Source organism: Duganella sp. Root198D2, assembly GCF_001428585.1.
Taxonomy (GTDB): Bacteria; Pseudomonadota; Gammaproteobacteria; order Burkholderiales; family Burkholderiaceae_D; genus Rugamonas.
The window spans coordinates 222,530-238,237 of record NZ_LMIC01000049.1 but is presented as its reverse complement, the minus strand read 5'-3'; the positions used below and the strand labels follow the sequence as shown (position 1 = coordinate 238,237).

General features: G+C 66.4%; 16 protein-coding genes. 10 read left to right on the top strand and 6 right to left on the bottom strand.

Features of this window, described 5'->3' with window-relative positions; translation table 11 throughout:
- Positions 1-67 precede the first annotated feature (67 nt).
- From ASE26_RS26555 to ASE26_RS26525, 7 genes are read left to right on the top strand one after another with little or no spacing between them, the layout of a single operon-like run.
- Positions 68-1,033 carry an alpha/beta fold hydrolase gene (locus ASE26_RS26555; protein ID WP_057247281.1) on the top strand — a complete coding sequence of 322 codons (966 nt, stop codon included), beginning with the start codon at positions 68-70 and terminating at the stop codon, positions 1,031-1,033.
- Between the two features lie 3 nt (positions 1,034-1,036).
- Positions 1,037-2,482 carry a catalase gene (locus ASE26_RS26550; RefSeq protein WP_055938204.1) on the top strand — a complete coding sequence of 482 codons (1,446 nt, stop codon included), beginning with the start codon at positions 1,037-1,039 and terminating at the stop codon, positions 2,480-2,482.
- A gap of 19 nt (positions 2,483-2,501) precedes the next feature.
- Positions 2,502-3,158 carry a hydrolase gene (locus ASE26_RS26545; RefSeq protein ID WP_057247228.1) on the top strand — a complete coding sequence of 219 codons (657 nt, stop codon included), beginning with the start codon at positions 2,502-2,504 and terminating at the stop codon, positions 3,156-3,158.
- The gene (locus tag ASE26_RS26540) at positions 3,155-3,412 is read left to right on the top strand and encodes a DUF1427 family protein (protein ID WP_055938197.1); all 258 of its coding nucleotides are present in this window, start codon (positions 3,155-3,157) and stop codon (positions 3,410-3,412) included. Before ASE26_RS26545 ends, ASE26_RS26540 begins: the two co-directional genes overlap by 4 nt.
- Entirely contained in the window at positions 3,409-5,322 is a 1,914-nt protein-coding gene (locus tag ASE26_RS26535) for an amidohydrolase (protein WP_229207307.1), read from the top strand. Before ASE26_RS26540 ends, ASE26_RS26535 begins: the two co-directional genes overlap by 4 nt.
- Position 5,323: 1 nt before the next feature.
- On the top strand, positions 5,324-5,743 hold the full coding sequence (locus ASE26_RS26530) for a DoxX family protein (RefSeq protein ID WP_055938191.1): 420 nt from the start codon (positions 5,324-5,326) through the stop codon (positions 5,741-5,743).
- Positions 5,722-6,339 carry a YoaK family protein gene (locus tag ASE26_RS26525; RefSeq protein WP_057247227.1) on the top strand — a complete coding sequence of 206 codons (618 nt, stop codon included), beginning with the start codon at positions 5,722-5,724 and terminating at the stop codon, positions 6,337-6,339. Before ASE26_RS26530 ends, ASE26_RS26525 begins: the two co-directional genes overlap by 22 nt.
- Here the strand turns inward: ASE26_RS26525 and ASE26_RS26520 are convergent.
- Together ASE26_RS26520 and ASE26_RS26515 are read right to left on the bottom strand one after the other, a co-directional pair.
- Entirely contained in the window at positions 6,313-6,945 is a 633-nt protein-coding gene (locus ASE26_RS26520) for a response regulator transcription factor (RefSeq protein ID WP_082507609.1), read from the bottom strand. The genes ASE26_RS26525 and ASE26_RS26520 overlap by 27 nt on opposite strands.
- Positions 6,946-7,058: 113 nt before the next feature.
- Positions 7,059-7,937, bottom strand: coding sequence for a CsgG/HfaB family protein (locus ASE26_RS26515; RefSeq protein ID WP_055938185.1), 879 nt, complete (start codon positions 7,935-7,937; stop codon positions 7,059-7,061).
- A gap of 157 nt (positions 7,938-8,094) precedes the next feature.
- On the opposite strand from ASE26_RS26515, the gene ASE26_RS26510 reads away from it, so the two are divergent.
- Positions 8,095-9,963, top strand: coding sequence for a bifunctional diguanylate cyclase/phosphodiesterase (locus tag ASE26_RS26510; RefSeq protein WP_055938182.1), 1,869 nt, complete (start codon positions 8,095-8,097; stop codon positions 9,961-9,963).
- Here the strand turns inward: ASE26_RS26510 and pepN are convergent.
- Positions 9,960-12,623 carry an aminopeptidase N gene (pepN, locus tag ASE26_RS26505; protein ID WP_057247226.1) on the bottom strand — a complete coding sequence of 888 codons (2,664 nt, stop codon included), beginning with the start codon at positions 12,621-12,623 and terminating at the stop codon, positions 9,960-9,962. The two genes, ASE26_RS26510 and pepN, sit on opposite strands and share 4 nt — an antisense overlap.
- A gap of 70 nt (positions 12,624-12,693) precedes the next feature.
- Between pepN and ASE26_RS26500 the strand changes: the two genes are divergently transcribed.
- Both ASE26_RS26500 and ASE26_RS26495 read left to right on the top strand, forming a co-directional pair.
- Positions 12,694-13,143 carry a GNAT family N-acetyltransferase gene (locus tag ASE26_RS26500; RefSeq protein WP_057247225.1) on the top strand — a complete coding sequence of 150 codons (450 nt, stop codon included), beginning with the start codon at positions 12,694-12,696 and terminating at the stop codon, positions 13,141-13,143.
- Entirely contained in the window at positions 13,140-13,460 is a 321-nt protein-coding gene (locus ASE26_RS26495) for a nucleotide pyrophosphohydrolase (protein ID WP_055938174.1), read from the top strand. Before ASE26_RS26500 ends, ASE26_RS26495 begins: the two co-directional genes overlap by 4 nt.
- A gap of 11 nt (positions 13,461-13,471) precedes the next feature.
- Here ASE26_RS26495 and ASE26_RS26490 read toward each other — a convergent pair whose 3' ends face one another.
- The 3 genes from ASE26_RS26490 to ASE26_RS26480 are packed head-to-tail and all read right to left on the bottom strand — an operon-like array spanning position 13,472 to position 15,586.
- Entirely contained in the window at positions 13,472-14,233 is a 762-nt protein-coding gene (locus ASE26_RS26490; protein WP_055938170.1) for a tRNA(His) guanylyltransferase Thg1 family protein, read from the bottom strand.
- Positions 14,223-14,669 (bottom strand): ATP-binding protein, encoded by a 447-nt coding sequence (locus tag ASE26_RS26485; RefSeq protein ID WP_055938168.1) that lies wholly within the window; start codon positions 14,667-14,669, stop codon positions 14,223-14,225. The genes ASE26_RS26490 and ASE26_RS26485 overlap by 11 nt, the downstream gene beginning before the upstream one ends.
- Positions 14,669-15,586 (bottom strand): alpha/beta hydrolase, encoded by a 918-nt coding sequence (locus ASE26_RS26480; RefSeq protein WP_082591488.1) that lies wholly within the window; start codon positions 15,584-15,586, stop codon positions 14,669-14,671. Before ASE26_RS26480 ends, ASE26_RS26485 begins: the two co-directional genes overlap by 1 nt.
- Positions 15,587-15,708: the final 122 nt, after the last annotated feature.

Sequence of the window (15,708 nt, the reverse complement as noted above, 5' to 3'; positions counted from 1 at the left end):
CGGCCGCGGCCTGGTCTGGCTATTCTTTCAAGTGCGTTTTAACCACATTAAGAAAGAAAAACAGACCATGCCATCCCCTATCAGCAACCGCCGCCGCAACGTCCTGCTGGGTGCCGCCACCGCCGTCGCCGCCGCCGGCGCGTCCTTCTCCGCTTCCGCCGCGCCCGCAGCCGCCAAAGGCAGTGCTGCCGCCGGCCGCACCTCAGGCACTTTCACCACCCGCGACGGTGTGGAAATCTATTACAAGGACTGGGGCCCGCGCAACGGCCCGGTGGTGGTGTTCAGCCACGGCTGGCCGCTGAACTCCGACAGCTGGGAATCGCAGATGCTGTTCCTGGCCGACCACGGCTTCCGCACCATCGCGCACGACCGCCGCGGCCATGGCCGTTCCAGCCAGCCATGGGACGGCAACGACATGGACCACTACGCCGACGACCTGGCGCAGCTGCTGGACCTGCTGGACGTGAAAAATGCAGCGCTGTTCGGCTTCTCCACCGGCGGCGGCGAAGTGGCGCGCTACCTGTCGCGCCACGGCAGCAAGCGCATCGCCAAGGCCGGCCTGATTTCCGCCGTGCCGCCGCAGATGCTGAAAACCGCCGCCAACCCTGGCGGCCTGCCGATGGAAGTGTTCGACGGCATCCGCGCCGGTTCGCTGAAGGACCGCTCGCAGCTCTACCTGGACATCGCTTCCGGCCCGTTCTTCAACTTCAACCGCCCGGGCGCCAAACCGTCGCCAGGCATGATCAACGCCTGGTGGATGCAGGGCATGATGGCCGGCCACAAGAACACCTACGACTGCATCAAGGCGTTCTCGGAAACCGACTTCAGCGCCGACCTGAAAAAGATCGATATCCCGATGCTGGTACTGCACGGCGACGACGACCAGATCGTGCCGATCGACGCATCGGCAAAGGCGGCAGCAAAACTGCTGAAAAATGCTAAGCTGGTGGTGTATCCCGGCGCGCCGCACGGCCTGACCGACACCCACAAGGACAGGCTGAACGCCGACCTGCTGGCCTTCATCAAGGGCTAATCCATGGACCGCAAACTGACTACCGCAGCCGGCGCGCCGGTCGCGGACAACCAGAACGTGGAAACGGCCGGCCCGCGCGGGCCCATGCTGCTGCAGGACGTATGGCACCTGGAAAAGCTGGCCCACTTCCACCGCGAAGTGATTCCGGAGCGCCGCATGCACGCCAAGGGCTCGGGCGCCTTCGGCACCTTCACCGTCACGCACGACATCGCGCGCTACAGCAAGGCGGCGCTGTTCGGCGCCGTCGGCAAGAAGACCGAAGTGTTTGCGCGCTTTTCCACCGTCGCCGGCGAACGCGGTGCGGCCGACGCGGAACGCGATATCCGCGGCTTCGCGGTCAAGTTCTACACCGAGCAAGGCAACTGGGACGTGGTGGGCAACAACACGCCGGTGTTCTTCATGCGCGACCCGCTCAAGTTCCCCGACCTGAACCACGCCGTCAAGCGCGACCCGCGCAGCAACCTGCGCAGCGCCGAAAACAACTGGGACTACTGGACCCTGCTGCCGGAAGCGCTGCACCAGGTGACCATCGTGATGAGCGAGCGCGGCATCCCTGCCTCCTACCGCCACATGCACGGCTTCGGCAGCCATACCTTCAGCTTCATCAACGCCGCGGGTGAACGGCACTGGGTCAAGTTCCACTTCGCCAGCCAGCAAGGCATCGTCAACCTGAGCGACGAAGAGGCGGCAGCGCTGATCGCGAAAGACCGCGAATCCTCGCAGCGCGACCTGTATGAAGCAATCGAGCGCGGCGAATACCCGCGCTGGACGCTGAAGGTGCAGCTGATGACGGAACAGCAGGCGGCGCAGGCAGCCTTCAACCCGTTCGACCTGACCAAGGTCTGGCCGCACAAGGACTACCCGCTGCACGAGGTGGGCGTGCTGGAGTTGAACCGCAACCCGGACAACTACCACGCCGACGTCGAGCAGGCCGCCTTCACGCCGGCCAACGTGGTGCCGGGTATCGGCTTCTCGCCCGACCGCATGCTGCAATCGCGCCTGTTCGCCTACGGCGACGCGCAGCGCTACCGGCTGGGCGTGAACCACCACGCAATCCCGGTCAACACGCCGCGCTGCCCGTTCCACAGCTACCACCGCGACGGCGCCATGCGGGTCGACGGCAACCAGGGCGGCAGCATTGGCTACGAGCCGAACTCGAAAGGCGAATGGCAGCAGCAAGCCGCCTTCGCCGAGCCGCCGCTGGCGCTGGAAGGCGCCGCCGCGCGCTGGGACCACCGCGCCGACGACGACTATTACAGCCAGCCGCGCGCCCTGTTCCGCCTGATGGACCAGGAGCAGCGCCAGGCACTGTTCGACAACACCGCGCGTTCGCTGGCCGGGGTGCCGCTGCACATCCAGCAGCGCCACATTGAAAACTGCAACAAGGCCGATGAAGCCTACGGCGCGGGCGTGTCCGCCGCGCTCGACAAGCTGCGCCCACTCTGGTAACTCACTAAAAGGAAACAACATGACCATTACTGCCAAAGCCACCGCCGGCGCCCTGCTGCTCACGCCGCAAGACCACACCCTGATCATGATCGACCACCAGTCGCAGATGGCCTTCGCCACGCACTCGATCGACGCCGTGCAGCTGCGTAACAACGCCGCCCTGGTGGCGCATGCCGCGGCCGGCTTCAAGGTATCGACCATCGTCACCACCGTGGCCGAGAAGAGCTTCTCCGGCCCGGTATTCGACGAGATCAAGGATGCCTTCCCCGGCGCGGAAATCACCGACCGCACCTCGATGAACACCTGGGAAGACGAGCACGTGATCCGGCGCGTCAACGCCATCGGCAAAAAGCGCATCGTGCTGGCCGGCCTGTGGACCGGCGTCTGCATCGTCGGCCCGGCACTATCGGCGCTGGACCAGGGCTTCGAGGTGTACGTGATTTCCGACGCCTGCGGCGACGTCTCGGCCGAAGCGCACGAACGCGCCATGGAGCGCATGGTGCAGGCCGGCGCCCGGCCAATGACTTCGCTGCAGTACCTGCTGGAACTGCAGCGCGACTGGGCCCGTACCGACACCTATGAACTGACCACCGGCATCGCCAAGAAATTCGGCGGCGCCTACGGCCTGGGCATCATCTACGCGCAGACCATGTTCCACGCCAAGGAAGGCCAGTGAAGATTTATCTTCTCTCGCTGGGTGCCGGCCTGCTGGCCGGCATCCTGTACGGCGTGCTGAACGTGCGCTCGCCGGCGCCGCCCGTGGTGGCGCTGGTGGGGCTGCTCGGCATCCTGCTGGGAGAACAGGTGCCGCCGCTGGTTCGCCAGTGGCTGGCACCGAAGCAACAGCAGGTATCCTGGCTGCATGGACAGGTCAAGCCGCATTGTTTCGGCCAACTGCCATGCGCCGGCAAGAAGGAGGACACGCAATGACTGCTGCACCGGAGCTGATACTCCATAACGGCCGCTTTACGACGCTGGACAAGAGCCAGCCCGAGGCCGATGCGGTCGCCGTCAGCGGCGGCCGTTTTTCCCATGTAGGCGCGGCGCGCGCGATCCTGCCGCTGGCCGGTGCGCAGACCCGCGTCATCGACCTGCAAGGCCGGCGCGTGCTGCCCGGCCTGATCGACAACCACCTGCACCTGATCCGCGGCGGCCTGAACTTCAATATGGAGTTGCGCTGGGACGGCGTACGCTCGCTGGCCGACGCCATGGCCATGCTGCGCGCCCAGGTGGCAAACACCCCGGCGCCGCAATGGGTGCGCGTGGTGGGCGGCTTCACCGAACACCAGTTCGTGGAAAAGCGCCTGCCGAGCATCGAGGAGTTGAATGCCGCGGCACCCGATACGCCGGTCTTCATCCTGCACCTGTACGACCGCGCCCTGCTGAATGGCGCCGCGCTGCGCGCCGTGGGCTACAACCGTGATACGCCGGAGCCGCCGGGCGGCCAGATGCTGCGCGATAGCGCCGGCAATCCGACCGGGCTGCTGCTGGCCAAGCCGAATGCATCCATCCTGTACGCCACGCTGGCCAAGGGGCCCAAACTGCCGCCGGAATACCAGCTCAACTCGACGCGCCACTTCATGCGCGAGCTGAACCGCCTGGGCGTGACCGGCGCGCTGGACGCGGGCGGCGGCAACCAGAACTACCCCGAGGACTACCAGGTGATCCAGCAACTGGCCGATGCCGGCGAGCTGACCATCCGCCTGGCCTACAACCTGTTCACGCAAAAGCCCAAACAGGAAAAGGACGACTTCCTGCACTGGGCGGCCAGCAGCAAGTACCAGCAGGGCGACGACTATTTCCGCCACAACGGCGCCGGCGAAATGCTGACTTTCTCGGCCGCCGACTTCGAAGACTTCCGCCAGCCGCGCCCGGACATGCCGGCCAATATGGAAGACGACCTGGAAGGCGTGATCCGCATCCTGGTGCAGAACCGCTGGCCGTGGCGCATGCACGCCACCTATGACGAGACCATCTCGCGCGCACTGGACGTGTTCGAGAAGGTCAACCGCGACATGCCGCTCGATGGCCTGCACTGGTTCTTCGACCATGCGGAAACCATCTCGCCGCAGTCGATCGACCGCATCGCGGCCCTGGGCGGCGGCGTGGCGGTGCAGCACCGCATGGCGTACCAGGGCGAGTACTTCGTCGAGCGCTACGGCGCGGCAGCGGCCGAGGCGACGCCGCCGGTGAAGTACATGCTGGAATCGGGCGTCAAGGTATCGGCCGGTACGGATGCCACACGCGTGGCGTCCTACAACCCGTGGGTCTCGCTGTCCTGGCTGAGCACCGGGCGCACGGTGGGCGGCATGCGGCTTTACCCGCAGCGCAACCTGCTGGAGCGTGAAGCGGCGCTGCGCATGTGGACCGAAAACGTCACCTGGTTCTCCAACGAGGAAGGCAAGAAGGGACGCATCGCGGCCGGCCAGCTGGCCGACCTGATGGTGCCGGACCGCGACTTCCTGCGCTGCCCGGAGGACGAGATTGCCGATACCACCTCGCTGCTGACCGTGGTCGGCGGCAAGGTGGTGTACGGCGCCGGGCCATTTGCCGCGTTTGATCCGCCCATGCCGCCCGCCATGCCGGACTGGTCGCCAGTGCGCCAGTATGGCGGCTATGGCGCCTGGGGCACGCTGCCGGGCGCCGCGGCGCGCGCGGCGCAGGGCGGCACTGCCGGGCATGCGCGCACGGCTGCCATGGCAGCGGCGGCGGCTTGCGCCTGCTCCAGCCAGTGCGGCATGCACGGCCACCAGCACGCCACGGCGTGGACCCGTTCCCTGCCGATCGCCGACCTGAAGTCGTTCTGGGGCGCGCTGGGCTGCTCCTGCTGGGCGGTGTGACGTGGCGCGCCCGCTACGCGTCCTGCACTGGCTGGCCCTGCTCCTGCTATGCGCGGCCTACCTGCAGGGCGGTTTGAACAAGCTGCTGGACTTCGGCGGCGCGGTCGGCGAAATGCAGCACTTCGGCCTGCAGCCGGCGGCGCCGCTGGCGCTGCTGGTGATCGGCGGCGAGCTGGGGGCGGCGGCCATGGTCCTGAGCGGGCGCCTGCGCTGGCTCGGCGCAGCCTGGCTGGCCCTGTTCACGGTGGCGGCCAGCTTGATCGCCAACCGCTACTGGGAGATGGCGGGCATGCAGCGCTTCATGGCCGCCAACAGCTTTTACGAGCACCTGGGCCTGGCCGGCGGCTTCCTGCTGGTGGCCTGGCATGACCTGGCGGCCAAGTCAGGCAAGGGGGGGCCATGGCACGCGGAACGACCCTGAGTTTCCTGGGCGGCTATGTCGATACCCTGGGCTTCGTGGCCCTGCACGGGCTGTTTACGGCCCACGTGACGGGCAACTTCGTGCTGCTCGGGAAGGAGCTGGTGGCGCCGGGCAATGACGTGCTGCTCAAGCTGCTCGCCTTCCCCGCCTTCGTGGCCGGCATCGTCGCGGTGCGCGCCCTGGTGCGCCGGCGCCAGCGCGGCGGCGCCAACGCCCTGCGCCCGGCCCACGTGCTGCAGGCGGCGCTGCTGCTGGCGGCGGCCGCCGCGGCGCGCTGGGACATGGCGGCCGGCCTGCTGTGCGCCGCCGCCATGGGCGCGCAGAACGGCTACGGCAAGCTGCTGCTGGCGAAGCTGCCGGCCAGCACCGTCATGACGGGCAACGTCACGCAGCTGGTGATCGACTGCCTGGACCGCGCCGGCGGCGAGCAGCGCCCGGCGCTGGCGGCGCTGGGCGGCGGCGTGCTGGCGTTTGCGGCGGGCTGCGTGACGGGTGCGCTGGCTTCGCGCTGGGGCATGGGGGTCGGCCTGCTGCCGGCCATCGCACTGCTGCTGGCGATGGCGCTGCTGTCAAAGAGCGATAATGCCGCGCTTTAGGGCAATGGTGACGGCGTGCGTGCGGTCGTTGGCATCGAGCTTGGCCAGGATGCTGCGCATATGCGCCTTCACCGTTTCTTCGGAAATCGCCAGCAGGACGGCGATGCGCTTGTTGGCGTTGCCGGCCGCCGCGCATTGCAGCACTTCGACTTCACGCTCGCTGAGCAGGGAGGCGCCGAGGTGGCTGGCCAGCTGCTGCGCGATTTCCGGCGAGATGTAGCGCTGGCCGCCGTGCACGGCGCGGATCATGCCCACCAGCTCCTTGCGCAGGCTGCTTTTCAGCAGGAAGCCGCTGGCGCCGGCCTGCAGCGCGCGCCGCACCTGGGCGTCGCCGCCGAAGGTGGTCAGCATCACGATGCGCGCCGCCGGAAACCGGGCGCGGATCGCCTGCAGCGCCTCCAGGCCGCACATGCCGGGCATGGCCAGGTCCATGATGGCCAGGTCGGGGCGCACCGAGGCCCAGGCGGCAATCGCCTGCTGGCCGTCGCCGGCTTCGGCCACAACCTGCATGTCGGGCTGGCCGGCAATGGCATCGGCCAGGCCGGCGCGCAGCATGGGATGGTCGTCCACCAGCAGCACCCGGATTGGCGCGGCGGTGTCTGGAATGGTCTGGGTGTTCAAGGAAAAGCTCCGCGCAGGACTGCAACGGAGCACTATAGCAATGCCAGGCGCTGCTGGCAATTTGCCGGGCGTAGCGTACGCCCGGCAAGCATGGCCGCTTACTTCTTCTTGGCCTTGGTTTTCGACGACGGGGTCTGCGACTGCGCAGCGACCGGCTGCTGCGACGCCGCCGTGGTGCCGCCCTGCACGCCCAGCGCGCCGCCGGTGCCCAGGCCGCCCGCTACTTCCTGCTGCTTGTAGTTGCGCACTGCGCGCACCACGTTGTTGTACGAATCCATGAAGGCCGCCACCAGGATCTTGCCTTCCGGGGTGTTGGTGTAGCCGCCGGCACCGGCTGCCGCGCCGCCGCCGAACATGGCGCCGAACATGCCGAAATCGGTGTTCTTGGCGCTGCCTTCGGCTGCCGCCAGCTGCACGCCGGAGCGGTTGTCGATCATCAGCAGCATGGTCGACGCTTCATTGGTCTTCATATTGCCGGCCACCATGCCGGCCACGCTGCCGATCAGGCCCAGGCCGCCCAGTGCGCCGCCGACGCCGGAGGTGCCTTTCTGGCTGAAGGTGATGGTCGGGCTCATGGTGTAGTCGGCCGCCGCGATCTGGCCTTTGCCGTAGTTGCTGTTGGCGCGCATTTCACCGGACTTTTCCAGCGCGCGCTCGCCCATCATATGGTCCATGGCCGCGCCGCGTTCCACCACCACGAAGCAGTTCGACTGCTGGATCATCATGCGCAGCACCGGGGTGGTGGAGCCCAGCTTGTACTGGCTCAGTTGCTGGAACCACGGCATGCTGCGGTCTTCCACCACCGACAGGGTGCCCAGCGGACGGTCGCATTTCTCCAGCTGGGTGCTGGCGTTGGCGGCGGTGGCGCCGCCGGCGCTGCCGGTGGCCACGGTACTGCCGCCGCCGAGGGTTGGTTGGGTGCCGGCACAACCGGCCAGCGCCATGGCCGCCACGGCCGCGAACAGTTTGGTCTTCATACGGAGATCCCCTAATTATTGAATGAAACGGCCGATTTTATAAGAAAGGCATATCAAAAATTCTATCAAATAGTCACACACGCGCTACGCCGGCGGCGGTGACACGGGGCGCCATAGGGCGTACTATCAAGGTTCCTTAGAGCAAGGAAGCAAGCGCATGGCTGCCCCCGACCAGATCACCCACTGGCGCGAAAAAATCTTTGCCCGCCTGGTCCAGGTCGTGCTGGTACTGGGCCTGGCCACGGCCATCCCCAGCATCGCGCAGTCGCTGCGCGAAGGCTTGTGGGGCGTGGTGGTGGTGGACCTGGTCGCGCTGTCCTGGCTGGCGGCCCTGTGGCGGCTGCAGGAGGTGGTGTCCTACCCGCTGCGCGCCATGCAATTCCTGCTGATCACCTTCGCAGTCGGCGTGGCGCTGATGCTGCAGGTGGGCCCGGTGGCGCACACCTACCTGCTGGCCGTGCCCTGCCTGGCCGCGCTGCTGGTGGGGCTGAAGCCGGCCGTCTGGCTGCTGCTGGCCGGCGCCGTGGCCATCGTGCTGACCGGCTTTGCGCCGGCGCCCGATCCGGCAGTCATGGGCCTGGCCGACGACCACGCCGTGCGCGCCGCCATCGTGGCCCTGAATTACCTGTTTATCGCCGGCATCCTGACCATGAGCTGCGGCGTGCTGCTGCGCCACCTGGCACGCTCGCTGGCCGAGGGCGAGCAGCTGGCCTTCTACGATCCGCTGACCGGGCTGCCGAACCGGCGCCTGCTGCTGGACCGGCTGGCCGGCCTGCTGGCCAGTTCCGAACGCCAGCACGTGTTCAGCGCCGTGATGTTTGTCGACCTCGACCGCTTCAAGACCATCAACGATGCGCGCGGCCATGCCACCGGCGACCACCTGCTGCGCCTGGCCGCCCAGCGCCTGGAAGAGGTGGTGCGCAAAAGCGACACCGTGGCGCGCATCGGCGGCGATGAATTCGTGGTGCTGCTGGCGCACCTGGCGCCGGACCTGGCGGCGGCCAGCAGCGCCGCGCAGGGCGTGGCGGAAAAGATCCGCGCCGCCCTGGCGCAGGAATTCGAGATCGCCGGCCAGGGCTACGGCTGTTCGGCCAGCATCGGCGTCACGCTGCTGCCCAAGCACGGCCAGCAGGCCGACGACCTGCTGCGCGAAGCCGATACGGCGATGTACCGCGCCAAGGGCGCCGGGCGCAACGGCATTGCCTTCTTCGAAGCGGCCATGCAGTCCGAGCTCGAACGGCGCCTGACGCTGGAGCGCGAACTGGGCCAGGCCATCGAGCAGGAGCGGCTGCACGTGGTGTACCAGCCGCAGTTCGATTGCCTGGGACGGCTGCACGGCGCCGAATTGCTGATGCGCTGGGAGCGCGACGACGGCAGCATGGTGGCGCCGGCCATCTTCGTCCCGCTGGCGGAAGAAGCGGGGCTGATCGGGCCGCTCGGCTTATGGGCGCTGAAGCAGGCCTGCCTGGCGCAGCAGCGCATGGCGGTGCTGGGACTGTCGCTGCCGCTGTCGGTCAACGTCAGCCCGCAGCAATTCCGCCAGCCCGACTTCGTGCAGCAGGTGCGCACAATCTTGCAGGAGCAGGGCATGGAGCCGGCGCTGCTGATCCTGGAAGTGACGGAAGGGCTGCTGGTGGACCGGATGGATGAAATCGTGGCGCGCATGAACCAGCTGGCCGACCTCGGGGTGCGCTTTTCGATCGATGATTTCGGCACCGGCTATTCCAGCCTGGCGTACCTGAAACGCATGCCGCTGTATGAGCTGAAGATCGACCGCAGCTTCATCATGGACATGCCGGACGACGCCAGCGACGTGGTGATCGTGCAGACCATCCTGGCCATGGCCGGCCAGATGGGCTTGCGGGTGGTGGCCGAAGGGGTGGAGACGCAGGCCCAGGCCGACTTCCTGGCGGCCCACGGTTGCCATGCTCTGCAAGGCTACCTGCTGGGCCGCCCGGCGCCGCTGCCGGCGCTGCTCGACCTGCTGACGGCGCAGGCCGCGCTCTCCACCAAAGTGCAGGTTTAGTTCAGCTTCACGGTCAAGGCTTTGCGGATCGCCAGGCAGCGCTGGTCTTCCTGGTGCGCCACCAGCAGCGCACGGCGGGTGCCGGCGCTCAGGCCCGGGTTGGCCTGCGCGCTGTCGGCCAGGCGCTGCACGCTGGCAGCGGTGCAGGTGGCCGGGATCATGGCGCCGGCATAATCGCGCATGAAGACCGGGCCAGCCGACTTGTCCAGCTGGGCCAACTGCGCCAGGCGGGCTGCCGCGCTTTGCTCATTGAGCGCCACTTGCGAAGACGGATACAGCGCGTGCATCGCGGTGCGGATGCGCGAGAACGGCAGCTTGCTCTGGGTGTCGCCGATCTTCGCCAGCCATTCCTGCTTCACCTTCGCGTCCGGACGCGCAGCCTGCGCCGCCACCGCAGCCAGTTCGCCGCTGTCGGACTTGTCCTTGGCCTGCTCGGCCGCGATGCGCGCTTCGGCGCCCGGATAATCCTTGCGGTTCAGGACCGCGATCATGTCCCAGCGCACGTCCTGGCTCAGGGTCAGGCCAGCCAGCTTTTCGCGGCCATCGAGCATGGCTGCGATGCGCTGCAGCGATTCCTGGCTGCCGGCGGTGCCGAGGTAGGCGCTGAACCAGCGGCGCTGGAAGTCGCCCTTGCTGGCCCTGGACTGCGCCCAGGCCATCTTTTCCAGGCGGCCCACCACGGTGCGGGTGTAGGCGCCGTCGCTCGACATGGTGCGCAGGTAGCGGATCGACTGGCCCATCTTGCCCAGTACATCGCCCAGCAGCACGTAGTCTTTTTCCAGCGGCGCGTTGAGCAGCACCGTGTCGAGGAATTCGTTGAGCGGCAGCGCGCCGTCGCGCACGTTGTCCCACATGCTGTGCCACAGCATGGTGCGCAGCAGCTTGTCGTCCACCTTGCTGACGTCCTGGCGCGCGGTGGCGAAGGAGCGCGTATCGAGCTTGGCTTTCACGAAGCCCCAGTCCTGGTAGTTCGGGTAGACCAGGTCAGGGCAGGCGGCGCCTTTCAGTTCCGCCACCTCGGTGCTGGCGCCCTTGTAGGTCACCGGCAGCACCCTGGAGATCGTCAGCTGCTTGCCCGTCTTCTGCATCAGGGCCAGCTGCACGCGCTGCTCGCGCAGGGTCGGGAATTGCGCCACGGCCGTCTGCTGCAGCCTGAAGGCGTCGACCTTGCCGGCCTTGCAGCTGTAGCTGGCGGTGATGGTGTTCACGCCCGGCTGGTACAGCCAGTCCTGGGTCCACTGCCCCAGGTCGCGCCCGGCCGCTTCGGCCTGGCTGCCGATGAAGTCATCCAGCCTGGCGTTCTTCCACTGGTATTTGACCAGGTAGTTGTGCACGCCCTTGCGGAAGGTTTCCTCGCCCAGCAGGTGGCGCAGCTGCTTCAGGGTGGAGGCGCCTTTGGAATAGGTGATGGCGTCGATATTGTCGAAGGCGTTGGCGGTCGAGGGCACCGGGGTTTCGATCGGGTGCGTGGTGACGCGCTGGTCCATCACGTACGCGGCCGATTTGCCCTGGGCGTAGAAATACTGCCAGGCCGAGTCCTTGAATTCGGTGGCTTCGGCGGTGGCCAGGGTGCCCATGAAGGAGGCAAAGCTCTCGTTCAGCCACAGGCCGTTCCACCACTGCATGGTGACCAGGTCGCCGAACCACTGGTGCGCCATTTCGTGCATGATCACGCTGGCCAGCTCGTGCTTCTCGGCGCTGGACATCTTGTCCTTGTGCAGGAAGGAGTGTTCGGCAAAGGTCACGGCGCCGGCGTTTTCCATCGCGCCGTACAGGAAGTCCGGCACCAGCAGCTGGTCGTATTTGCCGTACTGGTAAGGGATGCCGAAATAGTCGTCGAACCAGGCCAGGCCCTGCCTGGTGTATTCGAACCATGGCGCCGGGTCGACCTGGTCGGCCACCGACTGGCGCGCTAACAGGCGCATCGGGTACTTGGCGCTGGTGGCGTCCTCCCACACCTTGTAAGGTCCGGCGTGCAGCGAGAAATTGTACGGGCTGAGGATCTTCGAGACCGGGAAGGTCCAGCGCCTGGTGTCGGGCGAACTGGCGACGTCTTCCACCTTGGATTCGCGCGCGGTGGACACCACGGTCCAGTCGGCAGGTGCGCTCACATTGACCTGGTAGGTCGCCTTCAGGTCAGGCTGGTCGAACAGCGCGAACATCTGGTGCGCGGCGGCCGGCTCGAAGTGCGAGTAGGTATACACGCGGCCGTCGACCGGGTCGACCATGCGGTGCAGACCCTCGCCGTTGGTGCTGTGCTTGCGCTCGAATTCCACGGTCACGCTGTTGCGCCCGGCCTTCAGGTCGGCGGCGGCCAGCGTGATGAACCAGTTGTTGTACTGCGGCGCGGCGACCGGCTTGCCGTTCACCACCAGGCGCTTGATGCTGGCCTTGTCCAGGTCCAGCGTCAGCGGCTGCGCGTTGTCCTGCAGGTCGAAATTGACGGTGGTGGTGTTGCTGAAGGTCTCCTGGCCGGTCAGCGTGAAGTCGAGGACATAGGCGACATTCGACACGCGCGCGGAGCGGGCGGCGGCATCGACCTGGCTCAGGTAAGGGTTTTCGGCGCGCGGGGTGATGGCGCTGTTGTCGGCCGCGATGCCGCTGGTGGCGACAAGTGCACTGACTGCCAGTGTAATGGCGTGAGGAACTAGCGATTTCATGGTTATCCTTAGACATGTCTCGCCCCGGACCGACCCCGGTCTGGCGGCGCAGGGATGATACCATTGGGCGATGGACATCAAACTCGAGACCCCCAACCAGCCCGAAGTCGTGGCCCTGATCGACCTGCTGGACGCCTACCAGCTATCGCTGTATCCACCGGAGAGCGTATATGCGCTCGACATGAATTCCCTGCTGCAGCCCAATGTGCTGTTCGCGGTGGCGCGCAATATCGATGGCGCGGCGGTGGGCTGCGGCGCCATCGTGGTGACGCCGGAATACGGGGAAGTCAAGCGCATGTTCGTGCATCCTTCAGCGCGCGGCCAGGGCGTGGCACAGCGCCTGCTCGGCATGCTGGAGACGGAAGCGCTGGCGCGCGGCTGCCGCCAGTTCATGCTGGAGACCGGGCCGTCGCAGCCGGAAGCGATCGGTTTGTACGAACGCCTGGGCTACCGGGTACGCGGACCGTATGGCGATTACCGCGACGATCCTTTGAGCGTATTCATGGAAAAGGCGGCATGAGCGACGCGCTGCACGACCTGCGCGAGCGCACCCGCGCTTTTGCCGCCGCGCGCGACTGGGAGCAGTACCACACGCCGAAAAACCTGGCGATGGCGCTGTCGGTGGAGGTGGCCGAACTGGCCGAGCATTTCCAGTGGCTGCCGACCGGCCGCGCCGGCGAGCTGGCGCAAGGCCAGCAGGAAGCGATCCGCCAGGAGCTGGCCGACGTGCTGCTTTACCTGGTGCAGATCGCCGACAAGCTCGATGTCGACCTGCACGCGGCGGCGCTGGAAAAAATCCAGCTCAACGCGATCAAGTACCCGCCGCGGAATAAGTAAGCCTGGCAGGGCTAAGCGTTTTCCAGCAGGTTGGCGACGAAGGTGCTGTACTCGCCGCGCATCGGCAGCTCCAGGTCCGTCACGATTGCGCGGCGCTGCGACACGACCGGTACATTGTCCTTGGGGTTGAAGCCCGCCTTCTCTTCGACGCCCCAGTAGAGGCCCACGCCGCGCTTCTGCCAGTTCGGCAGTTCATTGAAGTTGATGCCGCGGCTGAAAAGCAGCTCGTTCTTGCCGGCCAGCGATTTGCCGGCGATCGTTGCGGCTGCACTGTTGGGGTCTACGCCTTCCTTGCGCAGCATCCAGTAGCAGTGCGCATTCAGGGCGTTGCGGTGGGCGTCCTCATTACGCCAGCGGAAATAGTCGACCACCAGCCGCTTCGTCGGCAGTTCCGAAATCCGGCAATCGAAGGCGCCCAACTGCCCCAGCATCAGGCTGAATTTGGCGGAGGCTTCGCCGGCCAGGATGGAGTTGTACTTGCGGGTCTTGCGGCCGAATACATTGATATCCGGGTCGAACAGCAGGGAGATTTCATCGCTCTCGGTGTAGCCGTACATGACTTTGAATCCGCAATTCATCAGGTGCCTGGTGGTTTCGATCATCAAGTCGCGAAAGCGCACGTCGAACGGCGCTTCGAAACCGGCAAGCTCCTTGGTCAGCCGCGTAAAACTCCGGCCGTCGATGCGGGCGACCATATAAATGCCGGGCAGGACGCACTGGTCATGCGCGGTTTCGTACACGCGCATGGATTCGTCGAGTTCATCAAACTTCACTATTCCATTCCTTTACGACGCGTTGGCCGCCTATCCAGTCAACGTAAAACAACTCATCAAAGCCCTCGTCCGGGCTGGGGATTTCCAGCCGCTTGTGGGTGCTGAAGATGCCGGCCCGGGGGATGCATTCGGCTCCCTGGCGCTGGTCGTTCCATTCGAGCGACCGCTCCAGATCACTCTTGAAGTAGTAGCACTTGATGCGGTAGCCCTGCTCCTTCAGCAGCGCGATATAGCGCGCCCTCACCTCTTTGCTGGCATTGGTGTTGTCGATAACCAGCGGCATACCCGTGTCAAAGCACAGCGCGAACATCAGCTTTTCCCGGTTCTTCGTTTTCAGCAGGTCGTTGCTGATGCGGAGGTGGGAATTGAAGAATCGCTCTTTGTAGAACGTCGACTTTCCGGAGGCCTGGATGCCGACAAACAGGATTGCTTCCATCAGAGTCCGAGCGCTTTCCTGACCTGGGCGTTGACGATTGCCCAGGCTTTCGAGTCGGCCGAGACTTCGTCGTAGTGGCTGCCGCCGGGCAGTACCAGGACCTCGGCGCTGTCGCCGGCTGCACGCGCGCGGCGGGCGTAGTTTTCGCCGGTGACGGTGGGCGAGATGTCGTCATGCTCGCCGTGGATCAGCACCGTACGCACGCCGGCCGGCAGCATTTCGGCCGGCGAGGTGTCGGCAAAAACGTCGGGGCGCCGGGCGCTTGGCGTGCCGGCGATTTGCGCCGTCTCGCGGTCGCAGGTGCGGCGGATCAGGGCTGCTTCGTTGCGCAGGTCGGCCAGGCCGCCAAGGCTGATCACGGTGCCGATCTTCAAAGGCTGTGGCGCCCAGGCGGGACTCCATTCGGGCAGCTTGTGGCGCGCAACGGCCCACTGCGCAAGATGGCCGCCGGCGGAGTGGCCGACCGCGACAACGCGGCCCAGGTCGAGGGCGCTGGACTTGGCCTCGTGCTTCAGCAAGTCCACTGCGGTGGCGACGTCCTGGTACATGCCGGGATAGCCGCCGCCCTCCTCGTCGTAACGGCGGTATTCCACGTTCCACACTGCGATGCCCTGCCTGGCCAGCGCGCCGGCCATATTGCGCATTTGTTCGATACCGCCAAAGTGCACGGTCCAGCAGCCGCCGTGCACCAGCACGACCACCGGGTGCGGGCCGGGGCCGGCGGGCTTGAACAGTTCGACAAACTGGCTGGGCGCCGTGCCGTACATGATCCGCTTGTCGGGCGCAGGGCCCTTCAGCGCAAGGTAGTCCTGCAAGTCCATTGGCTTGGTGACGACGGTGTCGGCCGGCGCGGCGCAGGCGCCAACGGCAGCAGCGCCGGCGGCGGCGCACAGGGAATGGCGGATCAGTTTGTGCATGGCTTTCTCGGTGAGGTCCGGAACAGCCAGCAGCATAGCGTGGGGATGGCTAATCCGGCAACAAGCGGTGCTGGGGCCGCCAGCCTGGGCGCGGCTTTCGGTTTCCCTTGCGGGCCTGTCGC

Excerpts from the sequence above, each read along its gene's own strand:
- ASE26_RS26555 (WP_057247281.1), top strand. The coding sequence starts at position 68 with ATGCCATCCCCTATCAGCAACCGCCGCCGCAACGTCCTGCTGGGTGCC.
- ASE26_RS26550 (WP_055938204.1), top strand. The coding sequence starts at position 1,037 with ATGGACCGCAAACTGACTACCGCAGCCGGCGCGCCGGTCGCGGACAAC.
- ASE26_RS26545 (WP_057247228.1), top strand. The coding sequence starts at position 2,502 with ATGACCATTACTGCCAAAGCCACCGCCGGCGCCCTGCTGCTCACGCCG.
- ASE26_RS26535 (WP_229207307.1), top strand. The coding sequence starts at position 3,409 with ATGACTGCTGCACCGGAGCTGATACTCCATAACGGCCGCTTTACGACG.
- ASE26_RS26525 (WP_057247227.1), top strand. The coding sequence starts at position 5,722 with ATGGCACGCGGAACGACCCTGAGTTTCCTGGGCGGCTATGTCGATACC.
- ASE26_RS26515 (WP_055938185.1), bottom strand. The coding sequence starts at position 7,937 with ATGAAGACCAAACTGTTCGCGGCCGTGGCGGCCATGGCGCTGGCCGGT.
- ASE26_RS26510 (WP_055938182.1), top strand. The coding sequence starts at position 8,095 with ATGGCTGCCCCCGACCAGATCACCCACTGGCGCGAAAAAATCTTTGCC.
- pepN (WP_057247226.1), bottom strand. The coding sequence starts at position 12,623 with ATGAAATCGCTAGTTCCTCACGCCATTACACTGGCAGTCAGTGCACTT.
- ASE26_RS26500 (WP_057247225.1), top strand. The coding sequence starts at position 12,694 with ATGGACATCAAACTCGAGACCCCCAACCAGCCCGAAGTCGTGGCCCTG.
- ASE26_RS26495 (WP_055938174.1), top strand. The coding sequence starts at position 13,140 with ATGAGCGACGCGCTGCACGACCTGCGCGAGCGCACCCGCGCTTTTGCC.
- ASE26_RS26485 (WP_055938168.1), bottom strand. The coding sequence starts at position 14,669 with ATGGAAGCAATCCTGTTTGTCGGCATCCAGGCCTCCGGAAAGTCGACG.
- ASE26_RS26480 (WP_082591488.1), bottom strand. The coding sequence starts at position 15,586 with ATGCACAAACTGATCCGCCATTCCCTGTGCGCCGCCGCCGGCGCTGCT.